Source organism: Spirosoma foliorum (assembly GCF_014117325.1).
Classification (GTDB): domain Bacteria; phylum Bacteroidota; class Bacteroidia; order Cytophagales; family Spirosomataceae; genus Spirosoma; species Spirosoma foliorum.
This window is the reverse complement of record NZ_CP059732.1, coordinates 3826812-3846164: the sequence shown is the minus strand read 5'-3', so window position 1 is coordinate 3846164 and position 19353 is coordinate 3826812. Positions and strand designations below refer to the sequence as shown.

Annotated in this window: 20 protein-coding genes; 10 read left to right on the top strand and 10 right to left on the bottom strand. The window is 47.3% G+C overall.

The genetic code is table 11. The features are described from left to right. Window positions 1-46: 46 nt before the first annotated feature. The 6 genes from H3H32_RS16280 to H3H32_RS16255 form a co-directional block, all read right to left on the bottom strand. Window positions 47-517, bottom strand: a complete 471-nt coding sequence (locus H3H32_RS16280) for a hypothetical protein (RefSeq protein ID WP_182463697.1) — start codon at window positions 515-517, stop codon at window positions 47-49. Between the two features lie 249 nt (window positions 518-766). Further along, entirely contained in the window at window positions 767-1282 is a 516-nt protein-coding gene (locus H3H32_RS16275) for a hypothetical protein (RefSeq protein ID WP_182463696.1), read from the bottom strand. Then, the gene (locus H3H32_RS16270; RefSeq protein WP_182463695.1) at window positions 1282-1530 is read right to left on the bottom strand and encodes a hypothetical protein; all 249 of its coding nucleotides are present in this window, start codon (window positions 1528-1530) and stop codon (window positions 1282-1284) included. Before H3H32_RS16270 ends, H3H32_RS16275 begins: the two co-directional genes overlap by 1 nt. Next, window positions 1530-1943 (bottom strand): hypothetical protein, encoded by a 414-nt coding sequence (locus H3H32_RS16265; protein WP_182463694.1) that lies wholly within the window; start codon window positions 1941-1943, stop codon window positions 1530-1532. The genes H3H32_RS16270 and H3H32_RS16265 overlap by 1 nt, the downstream gene beginning before the upstream one ends. Before the next feature lie 170 nt (window positions 1944-2113). Further along, the gene (locus H3H32_RS16260; RefSeq protein ID WP_182463693.1) at window positions 2114-2425 is read right to left on the bottom strand and encodes a helix-turn-helix domain-containing protein; all 312 of its coding nucleotides are present in this window, start codon (window positions 2423-2425) and stop codon (window positions 2114-2116) included. Further along, complete coding sequence (locus H3H32_RS16255) at window positions 2422-2700, bottom strand: hypothetical protein (protein ID WP_182463692.1); 279 nt, start codon at window positions 2698-2700, stop codon at window positions 2422-2424. Before H3H32_RS16255 ends, H3H32_RS16260 begins: the two co-directional genes overlap by 4 nt. Before the next feature lie 156 nt (window positions 2701-2856). On the opposite strand from H3H32_RS16255, the gene H3H32_RS16250 reads away from it, so the two are divergent. The 6 genes from H3H32_RS16250 (at window position 2857) to H3H32_RS16230 (ending at window position 9409) form a co-directional block, all read left to right on the top strand. Next, window positions 2857-3882, top strand: coding sequence for a LexA family transcriptional regulator (locus tag H3H32_RS16250; RefSeq protein WP_182463691.1), 1026 nt, complete (start codon window positions 2857-2859; stop codon window positions 3880-3882). Between the two features lie 3 nt (window positions 3883-3885). Next, window positions 3886-5262 (top strand): tyrosine-type recombinase/integrase, encoded by a 1377-nt coding sequence (locus H3H32_RS16245; RefSeq protein WP_182463690.1) that lies wholly within the window; start codon window positions 3886-3888, stop codon window positions 5260-5262. A gap of 103 nt (window positions 5263-5365) precedes the next feature. Then, window positions 5366-6517 carry a hypothetical protein gene (locus tag H3H32_RS16240; RefSeq protein WP_182463689.1) on the top strand — a complete coding sequence of 384 codons (1152 nt, stop codon included), beginning with the start codon at window positions 5366-5368 and terminating at the stop codon, window positions 6515-6517. 3 nt (window positions 6518-6520) lie between these two features. Next, on the top strand, window positions 6521-7429 hold the full coding sequence (locus tag H3H32_RS16235) for a hypothetical protein (protein ID WP_182463688.1): 909 nt from the start codon (window positions 6521-6523) through the stop codon (window positions 7427-7429). A 166-nt stretch (window positions 7430-7595) separates the two neighbouring features. Next, window positions 7596-7721: a hypothetical protein gene (locus H3H32_RS37870; protein ID WP_256432997.1), complete on the top strand. Its 126-nt coding sequence runs from the start codon at window positions 7596-7598 to the stop codon at window positions 7719-7721. Beyond that, window positions 7718-9409, top strand: coding sequence for a sodium:solute symporter family protein (locus H3H32_RS16230; protein ID WP_182463687.1), 1692 nt, complete (start codon window positions 7718-7720; stop codon window positions 9407-9409). The genes H3H32_RS37870 and H3H32_RS16230 overlap by 4 nt, the downstream gene beginning before the upstream one ends. Window positions 9410-9579: 170 nt before the next feature. Here the strand turns inward: H3H32_RS16230 and H3H32_RS16225 are convergent, their stop codons facing one another. From H3H32_RS16225 to H3H32_RS16210, 4 genes are all read right to left on the bottom strand, one after another. Beyond that, the gene (locus H3H32_RS16225; RefSeq protein ID WP_182463686.1) at window positions 9580-10542 is read right to left on the bottom strand and encodes an amidohydrolase family protein; all 963 of its coding nucleotides are present in this window, start codon (window positions 10540-10542) and stop codon (window positions 9580-9582) included. Between the two features lie 42 nt (window positions 10543-10584). Further along, window positions 10585-11670 carry a Gfo/Idh/MocA family protein gene (locus H3H32_RS16220; RefSeq protein ID WP_182463685.1) on the bottom strand — a complete coding sequence of 362 codons (1086 nt, stop codon included), beginning with the start codon at window positions 11668-11670 and terminating at the stop codon, window positions 10585-10587. 110 nt (window positions 11671-11780) lie between these two features. Further along, window positions 11781-12704, bottom strand: a complete 924-nt coding sequence (locus tag H3H32_RS16215; RefSeq protein WP_182463684.1) for a glycerophosphodiester phosphodiesterase family protein — start codon at window positions 12702-12704, stop codon at window positions 11781-11783. Window positions 12705-12986: 282 nt separating this feature from the next. Continuing rightward, window positions 12987-13889 carry a DUF2911 domain-containing protein gene (locus H3H32_RS16210; RefSeq protein ID WP_182463683.1) on the bottom strand — a complete coding sequence of 301 codons (903 nt, stop codon included), beginning with the start codon at window positions 13887-13889 and terminating at the stop codon, window positions 12987-12989. Between the two features lie 77 nt (window positions 13890-13966). Here H3H32_RS16210 and H3H32_RS16205 point away from each other — a divergent pair, with 77 nt between their 5' ends. The 4 genes from H3H32_RS16205 (at window position 13967) to H3H32_RS16190 (ending at window position 19127) form a co-directional block, all read left to right on the top strand. After that, entirely contained in the window at window positions 13967-14503 is a 537-nt protein-coding gene (locus tag H3H32_RS16205) for an NUDIX hydrolase (RefSeq protein WP_182463682.1), read from the top strand. Window positions 14504-14585: 82 nt separating this feature from the next. Then, window positions 14586-14993: a hypothetical protein gene (locus H3H32_RS16200; RefSeq protein ID WP_182463681.1), complete on the top strand. Its 408-nt coding sequence runs from the start codon at window positions 14586-14588 to the stop codon at window positions 14991-14993. 202 nt (window positions 14994-15195) lie between these two features. Further along, on the top strand, window positions 15196-18261 hold the full coding sequence (locus H3H32_RS16195; RefSeq protein ID WP_182463680.1) for a two-component regulator propeller domain-containing protein: 3066 nt from the start codon (window positions 15196-15198) through the stop codon (window positions 18259-18261). Window positions 18262-18389: 128 nt separating this feature from the next. Then, window positions 18390-19127, top strand: a complete 738-nt coding sequence (locus H3H32_RS16190; protein ID WP_182463679.1) for a LytR/AlgR family response regulator transcription factor — start codon at window positions 18390-18392, stop codon at window positions 19125-19127. The last annotated feature ends 226 nt before the right edge of the window (window positions 19128-19353 follow it).

Sequence of the window (19353 nt, the reverse complement as noted above, 5' to 3'; positions counted from 1 at the left end):
CTGACCAACCTCTTCGCGTGTCTGTCTAGTCTGGTCAGGAATAATATTATTTACTTCTATAGGGGGGTATGGGGGGGGGAGAAAAACGCGACGTTGAGTCTACACCCTGGCTACTACCCCCGTTACCACCCTGTGTACTTACCCCCGTACCGACCCCAGTACTACCCCCCTTACCCCCCGCGATTCCGGGTTGTAGATTTTGGGCTTCAGAAACGCTGATTTCTGGAAATTCGGGTACATTGATTGAGATTTCGGCCGGAGCATTTTTGCCTTTCCCTCTAAAATAAAGAATCAGTCCAGCGTGGTCGAGCCAATTCAGGGACTCGTAATAGGCATCTTCGGAGAGTCTCAATAGGCCATTCAGGTGGGCATATTTAAGCGTTATTGTCCGACGACGGGACTCTGATAGCAGATGGATAATGCCACTAAACGTAGCTGCATACATAGGCTTATAGCCTCGTATGTCGGGCGCTTTTACAAAGAAATCGGTCAGCGACTGGAAATAATTTAAGTTCATGGTTTTGCTTAGTTACTTGTGAAAGAAAGCCAGCAACTGGAGGCAATAGGGGTCAATAGCAATAGCCAGCGCACCCAGGGCAAACAGGACAAAAACAGGCCAGATGATAGGCTCAGGGCGTCTATGGGACATGGCCAACGTAGTGAGAATAGTAGGCTAGAAACCGGCCAACGGAGTAGAGCGCCAGACCCAGCGCCATAGCCATCAGGATCCAGTCCAGCTGAGAAAATGTGGGCTTTCCAGACATGGCTAATTCAGGATTAAGGGTAGGGAAAGCGAAACGAAATCGTCCTGATCACAGTAGCCGCGGTCTTTCTGGCCAGTGCTCCAGGTCATGGCCCGTATAGCGCCGGTTAAGGCGACGTAATGGCCCGCGTGGAGGGATTCGACCGTCAGAAAATCGACCGGGTTATCACTGGCAGGCCGAGGTGAATTAGTCACGGGCTTCTTCGGGTAGTGTCCGGCAACCATCAGCATCGCCTTAGAGAGCATAAAACAAAACCAGGCTTTATCCTCCAATAGATGATGTTTCTGATGCAGATGCGTGTAGTAATAACGCTCGGCTTCCTGACTAACCAGGCGTATCATTGTGGTTGGCCGTACGTTCTGGTGAAGCTGCTTATTAACCAGGTAGAAACCCAGTAGCCAACCGCGAAAATGGGGCTCCATCTGGGCGGGCTCACTCAGCGAAAATTCGTCGAATAGCTCCGCTGTCAGCCAGTGGGCACAGGTGCGTATGATTTTGGGGATAGCTGGCTGGCTCATCAGTACGAAGCGTTTATAAAGTGAAAGGCCAGATAGCCAAGTGCGTAAATCACCGCCATAATCAGCACTTCTTGCCAGGTGGGCAGGCGTCGAAGAATGCGCTGGAATTTTGCGTGCAGATAGACCCGAAAGTCCGGATCGTCGCGTAAGAATCGGTACGTGCTGGGGCCAAAACAGATCACAAAGGCCAGAAGGCCAAGCAGGAATAGGGAGCCCACAATGGCCAGGCTAAGTTTGACGGTTTCCATCAGGCGAAACGGTTTTGGTCAATCCCCCGAATCTCCATTGCTAGTAATCTTGCTACCATATCGAGCGTCATGCCAGAATGAACGGGTACCGATACGATCTCTTTATGCTTTGCCGTCACAGCGACCGCCACACCGCAATCGTTTTCCCACCCGCCGGTATAGACTTCCGTCTCGATCCGATAGAAAATGTGCCGTTTGGCACCGTAGGAAATGCTGTCGTCGTAGAATTCATAGCTGCTGCAGTGGCCTCCGCCGTGCCTGCCGACGAGTTCGTCTAAGGGTCCTGTGCCGTCGGCAAAATCGATGTCGGCCAGCGTCAGCGGCTTTTCAAGGCGTTGCAGTATAGTCTGCGCTATTGCAAACCGCGCCTGATTGTCCAATCGGGCATTTGTAGGGGTGAGCGCCATTTTCATATCTTTGTTCTTATCTTTTAGATTATGTTGTAAAATAAGGTATTGTAAGGTTTAAAAACAACGAAAAGAACAAAAAAATAATTTGTTTATCGTTGTCTTATGACCTTGTTTGACAACATTTAAACCGGATCTGGCACTTGCTGGTCCGGTTTTTTCTTGTTGAATAAGGATTATCGATGTAAACAGGCTCCCATAAGCCGGTAGTTGATTTCCTGTTCATCAACTTTTTTTCCTAATAAGTAGGACCGTACAGAAGAAATATTACACAGGGATTTGCTGCCCTCTTTTCGATTAACCAGCTTATTGGAATCAATTAGGCGGGTTACCGTGCGCTGGGAGCAACGACAGGCCTTGGCAACCTGGGCAACCGTTAACCATTGCAGGTCGGTTACCACTGTTCGCAAATATTCATTTTCCCGCTCCAGTACTTCAAGTCGCTTAAGAGCATCGGCAAAATCCTCATAGGAAGGCACTTTGGTCATACTTGTGCGTCGGCTAATATTTTACGACTTCGCTCCAGACTCACTTTGTCGGCCACCTGAATGTGTTCCTGATGCGCCTTTATACTTTTATCGACGAGTTCTTCCAGTCGTTCGCCCCCTCGATCCAAACGACAATAGTTATGTATGCTTTCGTGAGAAAGAAAGCCATAGGTCGCCAATTTTCGGGCACCTATTCGCTTAATGATCGCCACCTTTTTAGGAAACTCTACTGGATCTTTCTGGGTGCCGGTTAGCTCCTGCTTGTTTCGTCCCATAGTTTTGTTATTTTCGTTGTTATTAGACCTTACAAATAGCGTATAAGCCGTTTGTAATAATTTGTAACAAACCTAATTATAGTAAGGCTTATTTACAACAAAAAACACAAAAATATAAGCCTTTCTATGAAAACGCCTGACTACCATACGAGACTTATGGCCAGAATACCGCGCCCAGACGATCAGGAAGGTATCCGTAAGCGTATCAAGGAGGTCATCCTGGAGCGCTTTAACGATCGACAAGGGGAGTTAGCACACAAAGCTGAACTCCAGCCTGCTGCTGTTTCCAACATATTAAATGGCAAGGCTGAGGTTTCAGTAAAGCAGTTGCGCGCCATAGAAGCGGCCAGTCGTGCCCGATTTGAGTGGTTAGCTACGGGTGAGGAGCCTATGTACCATCCGATCGGATGGAAACCTCTCAGCTTTGAACCCGAAAAAGAGGGGGAGCACTTTCGCACCTTCATGGAACGGCATAAATCTATATTTACCCAAAAGCAGCTGGGTGATGAGTTGGGCGTAACGAAAGGATCGATCACCGACTATTTCAATTCCGCAAGCCTAAAGGTTCAAACTCGTATTTCAATCCTGAGGGCAGTACGGAAATTGTTGGATGACCCTGATCTGACCGAAGAGGAAGTATTTGGGCCGCTCGATCCAAATGTTGAGCTCGTTCAACCCCTTCGTCATATTGGTAACTTTTCGGCAGAACCGATTATGCATCTGCCTTTTGTTCCCAGGTCCGCCCGCGCTGGTATTCCGACACCCGCTTTTTGGGAGGAGCCGCTGGAGACAGTCCGCATTATGCGCGCTGTCCTGGCTGACTATGAACCAAACCCTTTTCGGCCCACCAAGGACTGGTGGATAATTGAAGTTGATGGGGACAGTATGGAGCCTCAGCTTCGAAGCCGGGCTAGAGTGTTGGGTTACTATGTTGGTAACCGAATCGCCCGCAACCACTGGGAGGTTGATTTAGAAAAACTATATCGCTTAAAGCCTGGCGTCTGGGCTGTACAGTATGATGATGATTTTGTTATAAAGCGAGTCAAAGAAAACACCCTGGAGCGCGATAAGGAAATACAGTTACACTCAGATAATCCACCTCCGGGGCCTTTTATTATCCGAGTGGATTCGATTCGGCATGTCTGGTATATAGAATCATCAGTGAATAATCCAGTTCGATAGTGTATGGGCAGAGTGACGTTGGCCGTTCGACTGAAGCCTGAAGTAAACCGGGAGGGCGAACACGTAATTCGAATCCGGATTACAAAAGATCGCGTTGTGGCAAATTGGGCGCTCAATATGGCTGTGCCCGAAAAGCATTTCAATGAGAAGGGAAGCACACAACTAGAAAACTGGATTCGCAGAGCCAACAATAGTCATAGTAATTATAACAGACGTATCAAGGTTGCTTATGAACAGGCCGAGGATGCGGTTGCTTTTTTCGAAAATCGCAAGCAAGCCTATTCCGCCACGGAGGTACGAGATTATCTTGAACGAGGAGGTTTACCAAACTACTTGTTATCCTTTTTCGCCCACCACATTGCTGAACGGTTTAAAGCAGCTGGAGACGATCTGGGCAAAATTCAAACGGCTGGCGGTTATTTAGATACCTTAAAGGTTCTGCGCTGGTATTTGAGGGAAACCCGCCATGTTGCCGATACTGTGCCAGATGATCAGCTTGACACCCGCTTTTGGCTACTGAGTAATATCACAAAGAATGATGTAGTTGATTTTAAGCAATGGCTCAGTAAGAACTACGGTGAGAATACAGTCAGTACTCATCTTTCCAAATTGCGACATGTGCTTAATAAAGCCGCAGATGCAGGCCTTATTTCGTTTGATACCTTCCCAATGCGGGGCATTAGTTTCGGTTTTAAGCGCAAAAAAGTTGCCCGTTTACGCGACGACGACATTGAGCTACTGGCTAGTGCTGCGGTCACAAAAAAGAGACGCGGTGGCGGCCATATCGTAACTAACCCCGCACATGCCCGACCGCTGGCCATGATGATGTACCTGGCGCATGGGGCTCGGCTGGGCGATACAGTGATCTGGCGCATGAAAGATTACGTCATCGAGGGTGAGGAGCATCGACTACGATACATCACAGGCAAGAATAAGCGTGCTATGAGTGTGCTCCTGGATGAGGAGGCTATCGAGATCATGGCACCCTACCGAGTCCATGCCGATGGCTCGCCCAAACAGCCCCAGGAGTTTTTATTCCCCTATCTGCCCACTAATTGGGATAAATTGCCGGCGGCCGAAAAACATATTGAATTACGAAAAGCCAAAGGACGGGCGCGTCACCAGATCACGCAGTTAGGGTTGAAAATTGGCCTTGATAAACATCTGACGCCCCACGTGATGAGACACTCATTCGCCGATATGATGCGTAGGGGAGGGGTTCCTTTGGAAACTCGACAGGAGGCTCTTGGTCACTCTGACATTAAAACGACTCGCAACTACGAAGATCAATTTGATCAGGAGCAGGTAGACAAAGTGAGCATGTTATACCAAAATCGACGAAAAAAAACGAGGGAAAACACTGGTAAAACAGACATGTAAATTTTCCCTGTAGAAATTCGGACATTTTATACTAAGAAAGGGTCTATGGAGTTATGTTGTCAAAAAGTACTATCCATTATTTGACAAACCATACCTTTCAACCATGAAAACAGTTCTGCTTTTCCTATTGCTATGCCCATTCGTTGTCCGGGCTCAATTATTCAAAATTTCTCCTGAAGACACCCAGCGTAAGCACTCGTACATCCTCATGCGCGATGGCTCCGTAGTGCGGGGTCAGGTGCTTCGTCAGGATTCTACTGTCATTTCAATCCGGAAAGGAAACGGCGACATGACGTTTGTAGAGGCCGATCAGATCGTCCGTATTTCGGCAGGACACATTGCGCAGGTATCCGAAAATTCGGCAGTCGGTTCTACCGTTTTTGTCCTGAAAGACGGCACACAATTACCCGGTACTTTTATTCGGCGCGATAACACAATGATTACGGTGCGTAAGAGTAACGGACAACTGACTTACTTCGAGCCGGAGTTGCTGTTGCGAGTTGACACCGTACGAACTGCGGGAAATAATACTGGCTTCACTGTATCGGGCAAACCCGCTTACGCCAACCGATTTTCTCCCTTTTTACTCGTAAATCCAACCGCATTTAATCCTGAAAAAGGACGATTTTATTACCGAAATACCTTATTAGTGCTCAATGAACTAGATTATGGCATTACTCAAAATTGGAGTATTGGGTTAAATGTCAACCCCGTTTTTGGCCAGTTCCAACCTGATAATACTGCACGAGAAACGATTTTTGGAGCCAATGTGCGCTTCTTGTCTAAACTAAGCTTTCCGATTGGGGAGCAGTTCCGATTTGGTATAAACACGACCTACCAGCCCAAACAAAAAGGATATTTTTCCTCGATTAGCCAGCAGTTAACGTTGCATGGACTACTATCCTTTGGAGACAGCCAGCGGAATGCGACCTTAGGATATGGTTTGCTTATACATCCTGATTATACCACTAACAACACAGTTCCATTTATTACGGCAGGGGTTATGCACAAAATTTCGCGAAACCTGACCATCCTGAGCGACAACACGTTTTACCCCAATCCTTTCTATGGCGGTAAAAGTGCCGATTTGTCAATTGCGCTACGCTTTGATCGTTTGCGGCATGCGTTTGATATTGGTGTATTTTCGTCGCTTATGCCGTATTATAATTACTACGCCAGCTATCCTGGCGGATCGAAAACGCAGGCTTATTTCTATCCGTATCTTGCTTATAATCTGATTATCGGTAAACCCTGACGAATGAAACACCTATTCATGCTCTTACTAGCGCTGTTGCCCTTATTGGCAACAGCACAGGATGATTATTACCAAAAGACGAACAAGTCGACTTCCACCGGGCAAACCTATTCGATTTTGTTGAAAGATGGCACCCGGCTTCGTGGACAAATTGTCAAACAGGACAGTGTAGAGGCTGTTATTCGTACCAAAGAACTGGGCGAAGTTCGACTAAAAGCAGATCAGATTGTCAGGATAGAACAGGAGGGAAGTCAGACAGATGGCGCTGGCTTTCCCAACCAATTTCCGCAAACGATGCGGTTGGTACCAACCGCGTTTTCTGCCGAGAAAAATAGACTCTACTACCGGAATTATTTGGTGTATTTCAGTCAGTTTGAATATGGTATTACCGACAATTGGAGTGTGGGTACTACGTTCTTTACGTTTATCCCAACGGCTATTTTTAATTTTTCGACTAAGCTATCACTACCGGTTAGTGATCGGGTTCGGTTGGGCGTAAGCGCCCAATATTTGGGGGTTCGTTTAAATGGATTACTAGGTAATAGTGGTCCCGGAACCCTGGAAGGTGCTGGGTATATACAGGGGATCGTTACGACTGGCGATCGGCAAAATAATACAAGCTACGGGCTGGGCTGGAGCTTGTCGAATGGTGAATTGTCCCGAAATGTTGTCGGGTCTTTTGGACTGGTTCGTAAGGTCAGTCCTAAACTCTCGTTTATTAGCGAAAACTTTGTGCTATTCGGTAGCGGGGGAGTTGATTTCGCGGGCATATTGTCGGGCGGTATACGATTCGACCGGCGTCGCCATGCGTTCGACCTGGCAGCCTATGTGCCTCTGGTCATTGGTCGAAATGTCTCGACACCCATCACCTTTATTCCCTATGCGAGCTACCACGTCAGGATCGGGAAATGAGCTGTTTATTTTAAGGGATTAACTGGCATGGCACGGTTTCTGATCAGGTAAGACGAACGGGGAAAAGCGTTTTATTAGTCGATAGAGTTATCATTCATGTGATAATTGAAGTCGATACATCAATTTCAGCTAATTTCGCCGTTATAGTGAGACAACCCATTCCTACATGCCTGAGACCCCTACCGATCTTCCACCGTTTGTTCGTTCGTGGCCGCAATTATATGCTATCGTTATTGGTAGCCTGGTTGCCGAAATTGTCCTGTTCTATGTGTTAATGCGCTGGCTATCATGAGTATTCTTGATTGGAGCGTCTTAGGATTGACGCTGCTGGGCATTATCGTATATGGTATCGTTCGGAGCCGGGGAAGTCGTAGTATGGACGATTACCTGCTGGCGGGTCACTCGTTGCCCTGGTATCATGTGGGACTGTCGGTCATGGCAACCCAGGCTAGCGCGATCACCTTTTTGTCGGCGCCAGGGCAGGGTTTTGCCGATGGAATGCGGTTCGTTCAGTTTTACTTCGGACTTCCGCTGGCGATGGTCGTTTTAGCAGTGACCTTCGTGCCGATTTTTCACAGACTGAAAATCTTTACAGCCTACGAATTCCTCGAAGATCGGTTCGATATTCGGGTTAGAACGTTGACGGCTAGCTTGTTCCTGCTTCAGCGCGGCCTGTCGACCGGCCTTTCGATTTATGCACCAGCTATTATTCTGTCGACTATTTTGGGTTGGAATATTTACTGGACAAACCTGCTGATGGGCGGTATCGTGCTCGTATATACCGTAACGGGCGGTACAAAAGCGATCTCGTACACACACCTGCAACAAATGGCCATCGTGACCTTTGCGATGGCACTGGCTGGGTATCTTACCGTAAAGTTATTGCCCGAAGGCGTTGGCTTTGTCGATGCGTTGCATGTAGCAGGTAAGGCTGGCCGGATGAACCTGATCGATTTAAAATTTGATCCCAATAGTCGTTATAACCTCTGGTCTGGTCTGATCGGTGGGTTCTTCCTGCAATTGTCCTACTTCGGTACTGATCAGTCGCAGGTGGGGCGTTATTTGACGGGCGAAACAATAGGGCAAAGCCGATTGGGATTGCTCATGAATGGCTTGCTGAAAGTGCCCATGCAGTTTCTGATTTTGCTGGTGGGAGTACTGGTATTTGTGTTCTATCAGTTCAACCCATCGCCCACGTTTTTTAACAAGCAGGAAACCGATCTGCTTAAAAAGAGTCCGTATGCAAAGGACTATCAACTGGCCGAAATTAAGCATCAGAACCTGGCCACACAGCGTCAACGGGCTGTCATTGATATGCAGGTTGCCCTCAAGGCCGACGACGAAGCCGGGCAAGACGCGGCAGGGAATATTCTTCGCGAAACAGACGAAGCCCTAAAAGTAGTGAAGGCCGATGTTGAAAAGCTGATCAAAAAGAATCATCCGGCAGCCGATACCAACGATGTCAATTACGTGTTCCTCCGTTTTGTGCTGGATTACCTGCCACACGGACTGATCGGCTTGCTGATTGCCGTAATTTTTAGTGCTTCGATGGGGTCAATTGCTTCGGCCTACAACTCGCTGGCTTCCACCACCGTTATTGATGTATACAAGCGATTGATTAAGAAGGAGGGGAGCGATCAGCACTATTTGCAGGCTTCTCGTTGGGCAACCATTGGCTGGGGTATTTTCTGCATTGTGGTCGCTCAGTTTGCCAACCAGTTAGGTAGTATGATTGAGGCCGTCAATATTCTGGGATCGCTGTTTTACGGAGTCATTCTGGGCGTATTCGTCGTGGCTTTCTACGTCAAATCGGTGGGCGGACGGGCCACACTCTGGGCAACGATTATCGGCGAACTCCTCGTTATTGTGAGCTGGTATCTGAACCTGACTGCTTTTCTCTGGCTGAATGTTATTGGCTGTCTATTGGTGGTGGGGATTGCCTGGGTGTTGCAAAAAACGGTATATCGGCAAACGGTATAAGCTAGGAAGCTGTTTGATTTTTCTTGTTCCTATTGAATTTGAATCTTTTTTTGTCATTCTGACGTCAGGAGGAATCTTAACTTTCGTATTAGCCAAGCTTGAGACTCCTCCTGATGTCGGAATGACAAAAAACTATATTTTCTTAGTAAAGAAAAGCTTAACCGGACACATTACCCCGGCTGAGTAGAGTCGCGTTTATGCCATTGGTACGCCTTAATCGAATTCTTCCAGAAGTACTTTTCCGCCAAAGGCTGGCCTTTGCTCATAAAGTAGTCACGAACCAATCGTAGGCCGACATTGAAGGGCAACCATTGGTCGCTGTTGGGCCAGTCACTGCCGTACAACAATCGATTTTCTCCAAAGCGGTCAAAAAGTTCATCCAGGTGAGCGCGATAGAAACTGACTGTCTGCGGTATTTTTCCATCCACTCGGCGCAGGACTTCCGAAATCTTTACGTATACCTGAGGGCGCTGACCTAACTCGTGTAAATATGTTTCACAGGCCTTCTGCGTTTTTGTGTCCTGTGGAGTTGCCATTTGGGGAAGGTGATCGATGATTACCCGCAGTGTGGGCACTTGATCCGTCAACCGGACGATGGCTGCCAGTAAGGCCGGGTTTGGGTTCGCGGTATCCAGCACGAGGCCAGCCTGAGCCAGAAGCTGAAGATCCGATACGAACCTGGAATTCGACAATTGACCCGCTAAATCCCGATCCCAAAGGTTTCCGTACCGAATACCGCGAAACAGTGGATTGGGTTGGAAACGCTCAAGTTGCTGGCGGAAGTTAGGTTGCCCCGGCTCAAGATTGCCGATGATGCCAACGATGATCTTGTCCTGTGCCGCCTGATCGAGAACCCACTGATTGTCTTCCAGCCAAGGGCTAGCTTCGACAACCACTGCCCCCACAACACCTAACGGAACGGCAATTTTTCGATAGCGGGCTGGAAGCGCTGGCTGATACAGAATACCATCTTTTTTAGTCGGCCAGGGCACGCCTTGCGGGCGAGTTGGATCGAACAAATGAATATGGGTGTCGATGATGGGGATTGCAGGAGCGGTTCCCCAATCGAATGAACTAAGCCCAACGGTGGCGGAAGCGCCAGCCGTTAGGGCTAGAAAATGTCTGCGATTCATGGGCAGCACCTTGATTGAACAAATGCTTAACGAAAAGAAAGGCTATTTTAACGAAACCGTCTTTCCCGACTTGGCCGACAGCTTGGCCGCTTCTAAAATCTCAACGGCTGTTACATTAATCGGTAGCTCGTATAAATCGTTTTGATCTAACTTCAGTCGTCCCTGAACTACGTCTGCCAATACCGAAAAGGGATCGGTGAATGGGGCAGGGCGAGGGTCTATTTTCTTGCGCTCTTCGGGGTCTTTGTTTTGCAACCGCTCTCGAATGGTGGTTGCGTCTACGGCAACAGCGTACCCTTTTGTACCGTAGACTTCCATATCTTTCCGGGCAAATGTCCAGTTCCACGAGCCCTGAATAATGCATTGGGCCGATGGATACTGCAACACAATCGTGGCTTCGTCGTCGACTTTAGGGTAAATGTCGGGTTTGTTTTGGTGGGTAACGGCGGTTACGGTCAGTGGCTTTTGCCCTTTCATTAACCAGGTCATCAGATTAGCCCCGTAACACCCAAAGTCTACTAAGGCGCCAGCGCCATTTTTTGCCGGGTCGGTCAGAATAGCAAAGAATTCATTACTAACACCAATTTCTTTGGGCCCCTGATGCCCATCATTGATCATCACTTTCTTGATCTCACCCAATTTGCCTGCCTCATAAAGCTCATGAACGTATTGATTACTGGCATACCAGGACGTTTCGAAGTTCGTCAGTACTTTAATGTTATTCTTTTGCGCCAGGCTTTGGATTTCTTTGGCATCAGCAAAGGTAGTGGCGAGCGGTTTTTCGACCATTACGTTGATCTTTCTCGGCGCACATGCACGGACAATACCAATGTGATCGCTGATAGCCCCAAACGCAGAAACGGCGTCCGGCTTTGTTTGGTCAAGCATCTTGCCCAGGTCACTGAAAAATAGCTTTCTATCCAGTTTGTAACGATTGACAAACCGATCGACCAAAGCCTGGTCGGTTTCATAAATACCAACGAGTTCAGTGTCTTTTTTATCGGGACGGTTAAATACCCAGCCTACATGGCCATGACTTAATCCGGCAATGGCGAGTCGAAGAGGAGTTTGAGCTTGGCTGGAAATTAGCAGCAATAAACAAAAAGCAGTAGTGGTTAAAAGCTTCATTAGTTTGGCTTAACGGGTTGACCCATCCAGAAGTTATTTTTGGGCTTCCTATACTTGGTGCTTTGTACTTTGTGAGTAGGGTATCAACGAGCGTCTTAAGAATAGACCGCCTAGTTTTGTTTAGTAGAACTAGTTGCTGCCGCTTTAGGAAGGTTTAGCGCCCTGGCCACGTCAATCGGGTAATCAGACTCCAGAATGCTCGCTCCATCCTCAATAATAGCCTGATAAGCCTTTAACCGTTCCGGCTCATCGGGCAACTTATCGTAACTCGATGCGGCCGAAATCATACACATAATCCTTTTGCCATTGAGGAGCTGGTAAAGCTCTTTGTTCTCTGGTTTGATCGTTGGGCCGATGTAAGCAATCATGCTGCTTGCTGGAATGCCCGCTTTTTCGTAGGCCTCCAGTTCCTGTTTGTTTTTGATGAAAGCGGAAAACATCAAGTCTTTATTATCCCTGTAATAGTACACAGCCTGCTCTGGTGAATGAACCGTGAGCATCACAAAAGCTGTGGCCTTGTGCTTGCGTATGATGGCTGCTGTCATGGAAGGGGGCACATCTTTTCGGTCCAGATTAAGTACCGTTTTACCCCTTGCCCATTCGATAGCTTCCTCCAACGTTGGAATCCGTTGTTGGGTTAGATTCCCCTGAATATCTTTCAAACGGAGCTTTTTGAGGTCTTCCCAGGTGTAGTCGGAGAGCTTGCCGGTACCATTGGTCATTCGCTCCAGGGTAGCATCGTGGAGTAGCACGATGACACTGTCTTTGGTGAGCCGAGGGTCAGTTTCAAAAAAAGCGGGCGTGTATTTTAGGGTGTTTTCAAAGGACGCCAGAGAGTTTTCGGCAAACCCGTTCACCATGCCTCCTCGGTGCCCACTAATGATAGGCTGTTTCTTGTCGGACCATTTAAAATAAGCATGAAGGTCTTGCACCGTCTTTATAGGGAGTCGATGCAGTGGTTGCGCGTGTAGGTGAGTCGGGTGAGTAAACGCCAACAGGATTGATAGTATGGGGAGAAGAAGTCGGGATTTCATTCGTTGATTTTTTAGGTGAATCTGTTTAAGTTTTTATTTTTCGATCAAAAATCAGCGTGAATTTGTCATTCCGACGTCAGGAGGAATCTCAACGTTGCGTATTAGTCAAACTCGAGATTCCTCCTGACGTCGGAATGACAAATTCAATATCCAATCAATAGTAGTTGTAAAAGTTTAAACAGGCTCATTGGGTAAAAAAGATTGCAATTCATGTGATGGGGTAAAACCAACAAAAGGCGACATTGAGTGCCGCCTTTTGTTGATCTACAGAATCAAAACTCATTACGCTTTCTTTTTGCCTTTTCCTGCTTTCACAGCTGGTACAGCAGGGACTTTCGAGGTATATTCTGCAATGCTTTTCTCGATGCCATCCTTGAAAAATGGGAACGCGCCATCGTTCGATGATTGTCCCATGGTAAGGGCTTTCTGCGCGAGGGGAAGGGCATCGCTATACTTGCCCATTTTCGCCAGAATCTGCGATTTTACGTATAGATTCCGGTAGTTTTCCCCCTTCGCAATTGATCGGTCGATCCAGCCTAAGGACTGCTCCAGGTTACGCCCTTTCGAGAGGTTGTAGCTGGCGGCAGCCTGTAAAACGGCAGCATCATCGGGTTTGTCGGCTACGGCCTTGTCTACATTGGCAGCTGCGTTCGCACTGACATTAACTTTCAGGTCGGCGCTGGCTTTTACATTCGCCCACATGAAATTCAGCTTCGCGGTGCTGTCGGTCAGGTCGCTAAAGTTAATGGTGAACGTTTCCACCTTATCGCTGATTTCGGCAGGTGTCATCTCTACCCGCAGAGCATCATCCGCCTGTTTGTATTCCGCTTCAGAAACCGTTTTGTTTTTGCTGAAAATCAAGGTAGCACTACTTTCGGCAGGAATCGTCAAAATAGCATACGTTCCGGCGGGTAGGGTTTTTCCGTTGACCATCAGGTCGGTTGTGGTAGTAATATTGGTTGCGGCATTGGCACCCGTTCGCCAAACTTTTCCGAGGGGAACAAACGAATCGGTGAAGGGTTGACGTCCTTTCAGGCTTGGGCGCGAGTAGGTTACGGTTAAATCGGTTGTGCCTATGGTTTGCATGACCGAGGCACCAGGGCTAGGCGAAGGCAATTTAATTTGAGCAGTAGCTAACTGGGCTACAAGACAGAGTGTAACACCGCTCAGTACGAGTTTACGCATGACTTTAGAATAAATTGGTTTTAGGTGTTTATGAAAAACAGCACCAAATTGCGGCTTTTTAGGCAAAAACCCAATTCATGTATCGACAACCCTTGCTTCAGTTGCTTCATCAGCACACACCTGCCGATCCGAATGAACAAGCTATGACTCAGGCTACTATTGCCTTTGTGGAGCAATATCCCGACTGCTTTGAGCGGTCGTTACTCATTGGGCACGTAACAGGATCGGCCTGGATTGTTAGTCCCGATCGTACGCAAACGCTTCTGATCCACCACCGTAAGCTCGATCGTTGGCTCCAGCCCGGTGGCCATGCCGATGGCGACCCGGACGTAGCGGCTGTTGCGCTCCGTGAAGCGCAGGAAGAAACCGGTTTAAGTTCGGTTCGATTACTATCGCCCGCTATTTTCGATGTCGATGTACATCAAATTCCAGCTCGGAAAGAGGTACTTGAGCATCTGCACTACGACATTCGATTTTTGCTGGAAGCGGACCCGAATGAACTGTTTGGGGATTCTGATGAAATTAATAACATCCGGTGGTTTTCATTAGAAAATGCCTCCGAATTGACTGATTCGGAGTCTATTTTGCGATTAATTCGAAAAAAACTGGCCTAACTATAAGAATAGTAGATGTTTTCGTTGTTCTATTGTCATACAGAGTACTAACTTTGTTGTACAACAAAACCATAGAAACGTCATGAAATCAATAGCCTTTTTGCTCGTCGGGGTCAGTATTCTGGCTGCGTCGGGGCAAGCCTTTTCGCAGGATGACGGACAGCGAAAACCTCTAAATAACCCGATGTACTCAACCGGTAATTACAAACATCCGGGTATGGCAGCTTCGGCAAGCCGCTGGGAACGAAAGACAACGGTAGCTGTTAAAACGACGACACCAGCTGAGGGGCAATTAGCCAATTACAAACACCAGATGCCTACTACACAGCCAGTAGGCGGTATTACGGCAGAACATGTACCCTCGAATAACCTTGCTGATCGGAATTATAAAATTCAGCGGATAAGCGAGCCACAAAATCAGGCCGCCAACGAATATTACGTGTCGAAACAACGTAAGAAAGACAGTACGACCATCGAGATTGGTCAATAATTGCCTCTTGGGGCATAAATGCAGCGAGCTACCAGTCCGAAGGGTAGTCTCGCTGCTTTTGTTTAAAGGGGGGCTAAAGTAGAAGACTGGAATATGTTTATTTTAGTAGAAAAAATCGCCCCGTTCTCGTTCGCTACTCTCCATGCTCTTCTGTCCAAAGCTCCGCCGTATGGTTTCTCGGTTTTCGACATACTGTGGATTGATGCTCTTGATTAGCGTATCGGTCAACTGTTGGGGGCAATTCAATTCTGGTGGCTTTCATATTGATCGGCTCTCGGCGCAGAATGGCCTTTCGCATAATTCTATCTTGTGTATCTGGCAGGATTCCGACGGGTTTTTGTGGCTGGGTACCAAAGATGGCCTGAATAAATACGATGGTTATTCCTTTACCGTCTATAAACCCGACCCTGCTGATCCAGCTAATACCTTAAGCCATAACTGGATATCTGGCATTTGCCAGGACCGAAAAGGGCGTATGTGGTTAACGACCCTAGGAGGAGGTCTTCATTTATTTGACCGACAGACCGGTAAGACCATCACCTACCGAATTGACCCTGCCCGAATTTCGCTGCGAAATGCCATGTTTTCGATTATTGAGGACAGGGAGGGTATACTCTGGATTGCTTCTCGGGAAGGGTTGAACCGATTCGATCCTGAAACCCGAAAGTTTACGTTGTTTCCGTCGCCTAATCCCGAACGACCTGATGTGTACACAGTTAAGGAGGACCGACAAGGGCGATTATGGATTGGCACGAACAGCGGATTGTATCAACTTGATCGCCGAACGGGCGTTTATAGCCGTTTCAAATTAAGCCAGGGAACTACAGATACAACAGGGGCCGTATCGCTGATTTACCCTGATCCCACGGGTGCACTATGGATTGGCACGATGTCGGGGCAATTCTATCAATTAACCGCGGCAGGGAAACTTCAGATAATATATACCTATCAGCCTAAAGGGCGGGAAATTAATCGATACTATCCGTTTGGAGCTCTTCAGATGGATAGAGCCGGTAATTTATGGGGCACGCTTCCTGGCCATGATGGCTTGATTCATGTGAACGCAAAAACGGGAAAACTGACTCGTGTATTAGCCAGTCCTACACAAGCCGGAGGGCTGAGTAGCCATACGATTTTTTCCCTCGGACTAGGCAGAGAAGGAATTTTGTGGATCGGTACCGACAATGGGCTTGACAAGTACGTAGCGCAGCCTAAAAAATTTCATACGTTTCAGTTAGTTCCCAACAACAACATTGTTCGATTGCCGGAAAACAGCATTCGTACCATATGTCAGGATCGCTCGGGCATTGTCTGGTTCAGTAATGATCTGGGCGATTTGTATTCGTTTCATCGGGAAACAGGTCGTTATCAGCGGTATACGCTTGGGCCAGCTTCAGTCAGTCATGTATTTAATGATGGCGTGACGGCTATTTTCGAAGACCGAGCGGGGCAGTTATGGGTAAGTGCTGGTCTTTACTTGCATCGACTGGATCGAAAAACGGGCTTGTTTTCTGCATATCCTTGTCAGGTTCGGGTGCGATGTATTCGGGAAGATGCGAGCGGGAAACTGTGGATGGCAGGTCGGGGGCTGGCCTGCTTTGATCCCCAAACCCACCAGTTTACCTATTATCACCATGATCCAAAAAATCCCAATAGCCTGGGCGACGAATCGTTGGTCGCGGTATTGCCTACTCGAGATGGAACCATATGGGCCGCTTCTACCCGAAGAGGACTTAGCCGACTTTATCCAAAAACAGGAAGCTTTATCCATTACCAGCCTCATTATCAGCATGCCCCGGGTTATTTAACGGATAAGGATATTCGGAGCCTGTATGAAGATCGTCAGGGACAGTTGTGGGTGGGGACCAATCAGGGCGGTTTAAACCGATATGATGCCCGAACCCATTCATTCACCGCCTTTACGACCAACGATGGACTTCCGAATAATCATATCGTTGGTATTGTGGAAGATAGAGCAGACAACCTGTGGCTGTCGACCAATCAGGGAGTATGTCGGTTTAATCCCAAAACCAAGGTATGTCGCAATTACGATGAAAGCGATGGTTTACAATCCAATGAGTTTTTTGATGCCTGCGCAACCGGGATGAATGGCCAGTTGGTATTTGGTGGGCCAAATGGGTTCAATATTTTTGATCCGTCAACTATTCAGGAAAATCCTCTGATTCCGCCCGTTCGCATTACACGGGTTCAGATCCAGAATATGACCGAACAATTACCTATCGAAACGCTTGAACTCCCGTATCAGGAAAATGACCTTTCATTCGACTTTGTGGCGCTCAATTTTATCATGCCTGAGAAGAATCAGTATGCTTACCAATTAACGGGTGTCGATAAAGGGTGGGTGTATTGTGGTACCCGGCGTTTTGTGAGTTATACCAATCTGGAATCAGGAACCTATACGTTTCGGGTAAAGGCTTCGAATAACGATGGAGTCTGGAATGAGCAAGGAACACATTTTCACATTATTATTCAGGCTCCTTTTTGGCAAACCTGGTGGTTCAAAGGGTTATTATTGCTACTTGTTTTAGGCCTTATTTATGGGGGGCTACAATATCGAATTCGCCAGGTTAAGCACCAGGAAGAGCAAAAAACGGCTTTCAATAAGCAGTTAGCAGCAATGGAAATGCAGGCACTCAGGGCGCAGATGAACCCTCATTTTATTTTCAACAGCCTTAACTCAATTAACCGATTCATCATGAAAAATGAATCGGAGAAAGCATCGGATTATTTATCTAAATTCTCAAAACTGATCCGACTGATTCTGCATCATTCGAGTATGCCTGTGGTCACGCTGGAAAGCGAACTCGAATCGCTACAACTCTACCTGACGCTCGAATCGCTTCGGTTCGATAATCAGTTCACGTTTTCGATTCAGGTTGGCAAGGAAGTTGAACCCGCCTACACCGAATTGCCGCCTATGATTATTCAACCGTATGTTGAAAATGCTATTTGGCATGGACTCATGCACAAAGAGGGGGGAGGCTGCATAACGATTAACTGGCAGGTGGAGAAAGATGTCCTGATTTGCACGATTGAGGATAATGGTATTGGCCGGAAAAAATCGGCCGAGTTGAAGAGCAAATCGGCTACCCGAACGAAATCATTGGGGATGCAGATTACCTCGAACCGATTAAAACTTAGTCAGCTGTTAGATGGTAGACAACCAACCGTGCACATTCGGGATCTGGTTGATCCAGACGGTGAACCCGCCGGTACAAGTGTAACGGTACGAATCCCGATTAGCTAATTGATAACTAGAACGCAGATTTCTATGATCAGATTCCGATTCTTGAGGAAACAACTGTTGGTGAATTTTATGCTTTTATAATCATCTCTAAATCAGATTTATCATAAAAATCTGCGTTCTATCTATTCATGATAAAAGCAATAATTATTGACGACGAAGCCCATTGCCGGGAAACACTATCCATGCAGTTGGCTAAATATTGTCCGCAGGTAATCATGCTGGCTGAGTGTCGTTCGGCAGCCGAAGGACTGAAAGCGATAGCCGAACATACCCCTGATTTACTCTTTCTGGATGTAGAAATGCCGCTGATGAATGGCTTCGAAATGCTGGAAGAACTTACAAGTATTCCGTTCGATGTGATCTTCACCACTGGCTATGATACCTATGCCATAAAAGCCATTCGATTTAGTGCGCTGGATTACCTGCTGAAACCCATTGATAAGGATGATTTGCTAAAAGCCGTTGCCAAAGTCAACCCGCAAGCAGAACCACATATGGCTCAGCAGATTGAGCTATTGCTTCAGAAACTGGGTCACAAACCCGCCTTACAGAAAATAGCGCTGCCCAGCTTACAAGGCTTTGAACTGGTGATGATCGACACCATTATCCGTTGTGAGGCCGATAACAACTATACGCACGTTTTCCTCAAATCGCGCCAGTCGCTACTTGTTTCCAGAACCCTAAAGGAGATCGAAGAAATGCTGGAGGAGAGTTCGTTTTTACGGGTTCACCAATCTCATCTGATTAATTTGAACGAAATTATCCGATACGTTCGGGGCGAAGGGGGGTATGTTGTCATGAGCGACAACTCGACCGTACACGTGTCCCGAAGCCGGAAAGATGAGTTACTGAAGATCTTTCGGTAAAATTCTGCCCTTCCCAATACCATCTCTAATCGGTCAATTGCTCACCCAAATCGGTTTAATACTCATTTTGGGTAGGATTTCCTCTTTCCCGAATGGTAGTTTATAGCAGCTAAGGCGTATCAGAATGGGAAAGCGATAGCACAGTTGCTTGTTTATCGAAGCAACCTATTCATATAGATATTGACGAATGATAAAAGTCACTGGATTTAAGTAATAGTTAATTGTT

Excerpts from the sequence above, each read along its gene's own strand:
- H3H32_RS16215 (WP_182463684.1), bottom strand. The coding sequence starts at position 12,704 with ATGAAATCCCGACTTCTTCTCCCCATACTATCAATCCTGTTGGCGTTT.
- H3H32_RS16265 (WP_182463694.1), bottom strand. The coding sequence starts at position 1,943 with ATGAAAATGGCGCTCACCCCTACAAATGCCCGATTGGACAATCAGGCG.
- H3H32_RS16280 (WP_182463697.1), bottom strand. The coding sequence starts at position 517 with ATGAACTTAAATTATTTCCAGTCGCTGACCGATTTCTTTGTAAAAGCG.
- H3H32_RS16205 (WP_182463682.1), top strand. The coding sequence starts at position 13,967 with ATGTATCGACAACCCTTGCTTCAGTTGCTTCATCAGCACACACCTGCC.
- H3H32_RS16235 (WP_182463688.1), top strand. The coding sequence starts at position 6,521 with ATGAAACACCTATTCATGCTCTTACTAGCGCTGTTGCCCTTATTGGCA.
- H3H32_RS16195 (WP_182463680.1), top strand. The coding sequence starts at position 15,196 with ATGCTCTTGATTAGCGTATCGGTCAACTGTTGGGGGCAATTCAATTCT.
- H3H32_RS16230 (WP_182463687.1), top strand. The coding sequence starts at position 7,718 with ATGAGTATTCTTGATTGGAGCGTCTTAGGATTGACGCTGCTGGGCATT.
- H3H32_RS16240 (WP_182463689.1), top strand. The coding sequence starts at position 5,366 with ATGAAAACAGTTCTGCTTTTCCTATTGCTATGCCCATTCGTTGTCCGG.
- H3H32_RS16245 (WP_182463690.1), top strand. The coding sequence starts at position 3,886 with ATGGGCAGAGTGACGTTGGCCGTTCGACTGAAGCCTGAAGTAAACCGG.
- H3H32_RS16275 (WP_182463696.1), bottom strand. The coding sequence starts at position 1,282 with ATGAGCCAGCCAGCTATCCCCAAAATCATACGCACCTGTGCCCACTGG.
- H3H32_RS16190 (WP_182463679.1), top strand. The coding sequence starts at position 18,390 with ATGATAAAAGCAATAATTATTGACGACGAAGCCCATTGCCGGGAAACA.
- H3H32_RS16270 (WP_182463695.1), bottom strand. The coding sequence starts at position 1,530 with ATGGAAACCGTCAAACTTAGCCTGGCCATTGTGGGCTCCCTATTCCTG.
- H3H32_RS16200 (WP_182463681.1), top strand. The coding sequence starts at position 14,586 with ATGAAATCAATAGCCTTTTTGCTCGTCGGGGTCAGTATTCTGGCTGCG.
- H3H32_RS16255 (WP_182463692.1), bottom strand. The coding sequence starts at position 2,700 with ATGGGACGAAACAAGCAGGAGCTAACCGGCACCCAGAAAGATCCAGTA.
- H3H32_RS16225 (WP_182463686.1), bottom strand. The coding sequence starts at position 10,542 with ATGAATCGCAGACATTTTCTAGCCCTAACGGCTGGCGCTTCCGCCACC.
- H3H32_RS16260 (WP_182463693.1), bottom strand. The coding sequence starts at position 2,425 with ATGACCAAAGTGCCTTCCTATGAGGATTTTGCCGATGCTCTTAAGCGA.
- H3H32_RS16210 (WP_182463683.1), bottom strand. The coding sequence starts at position 13,889 with ATGCGTAAACTCGTACTGAGCGGTGTTACACTCTGTCTTGTAGCCCAG.
- H3H32_RS16250 (WP_182463691.1), top strand. The coding sequence starts at position 2,857 with ATGGCCAGAATACCGCGCCCAGACGATCAGGAAGGTATCCGTAAGCGT.
- H3H32_RS16220 (WP_182463685.1), bottom strand. The coding sequence starts at position 11,670 with ATGAAGCTTTTAACCACTACTGCTTTTTGTTTATTGCTGCTAATTTCC.
- H3H32_RS37870 (WP_256432997.1), top strand. The coding sequence starts at position 7,596 with ATGCCTGAGACCCCTACCGATCTTCCACCGTTTGTTCGTTCGTGGCCG.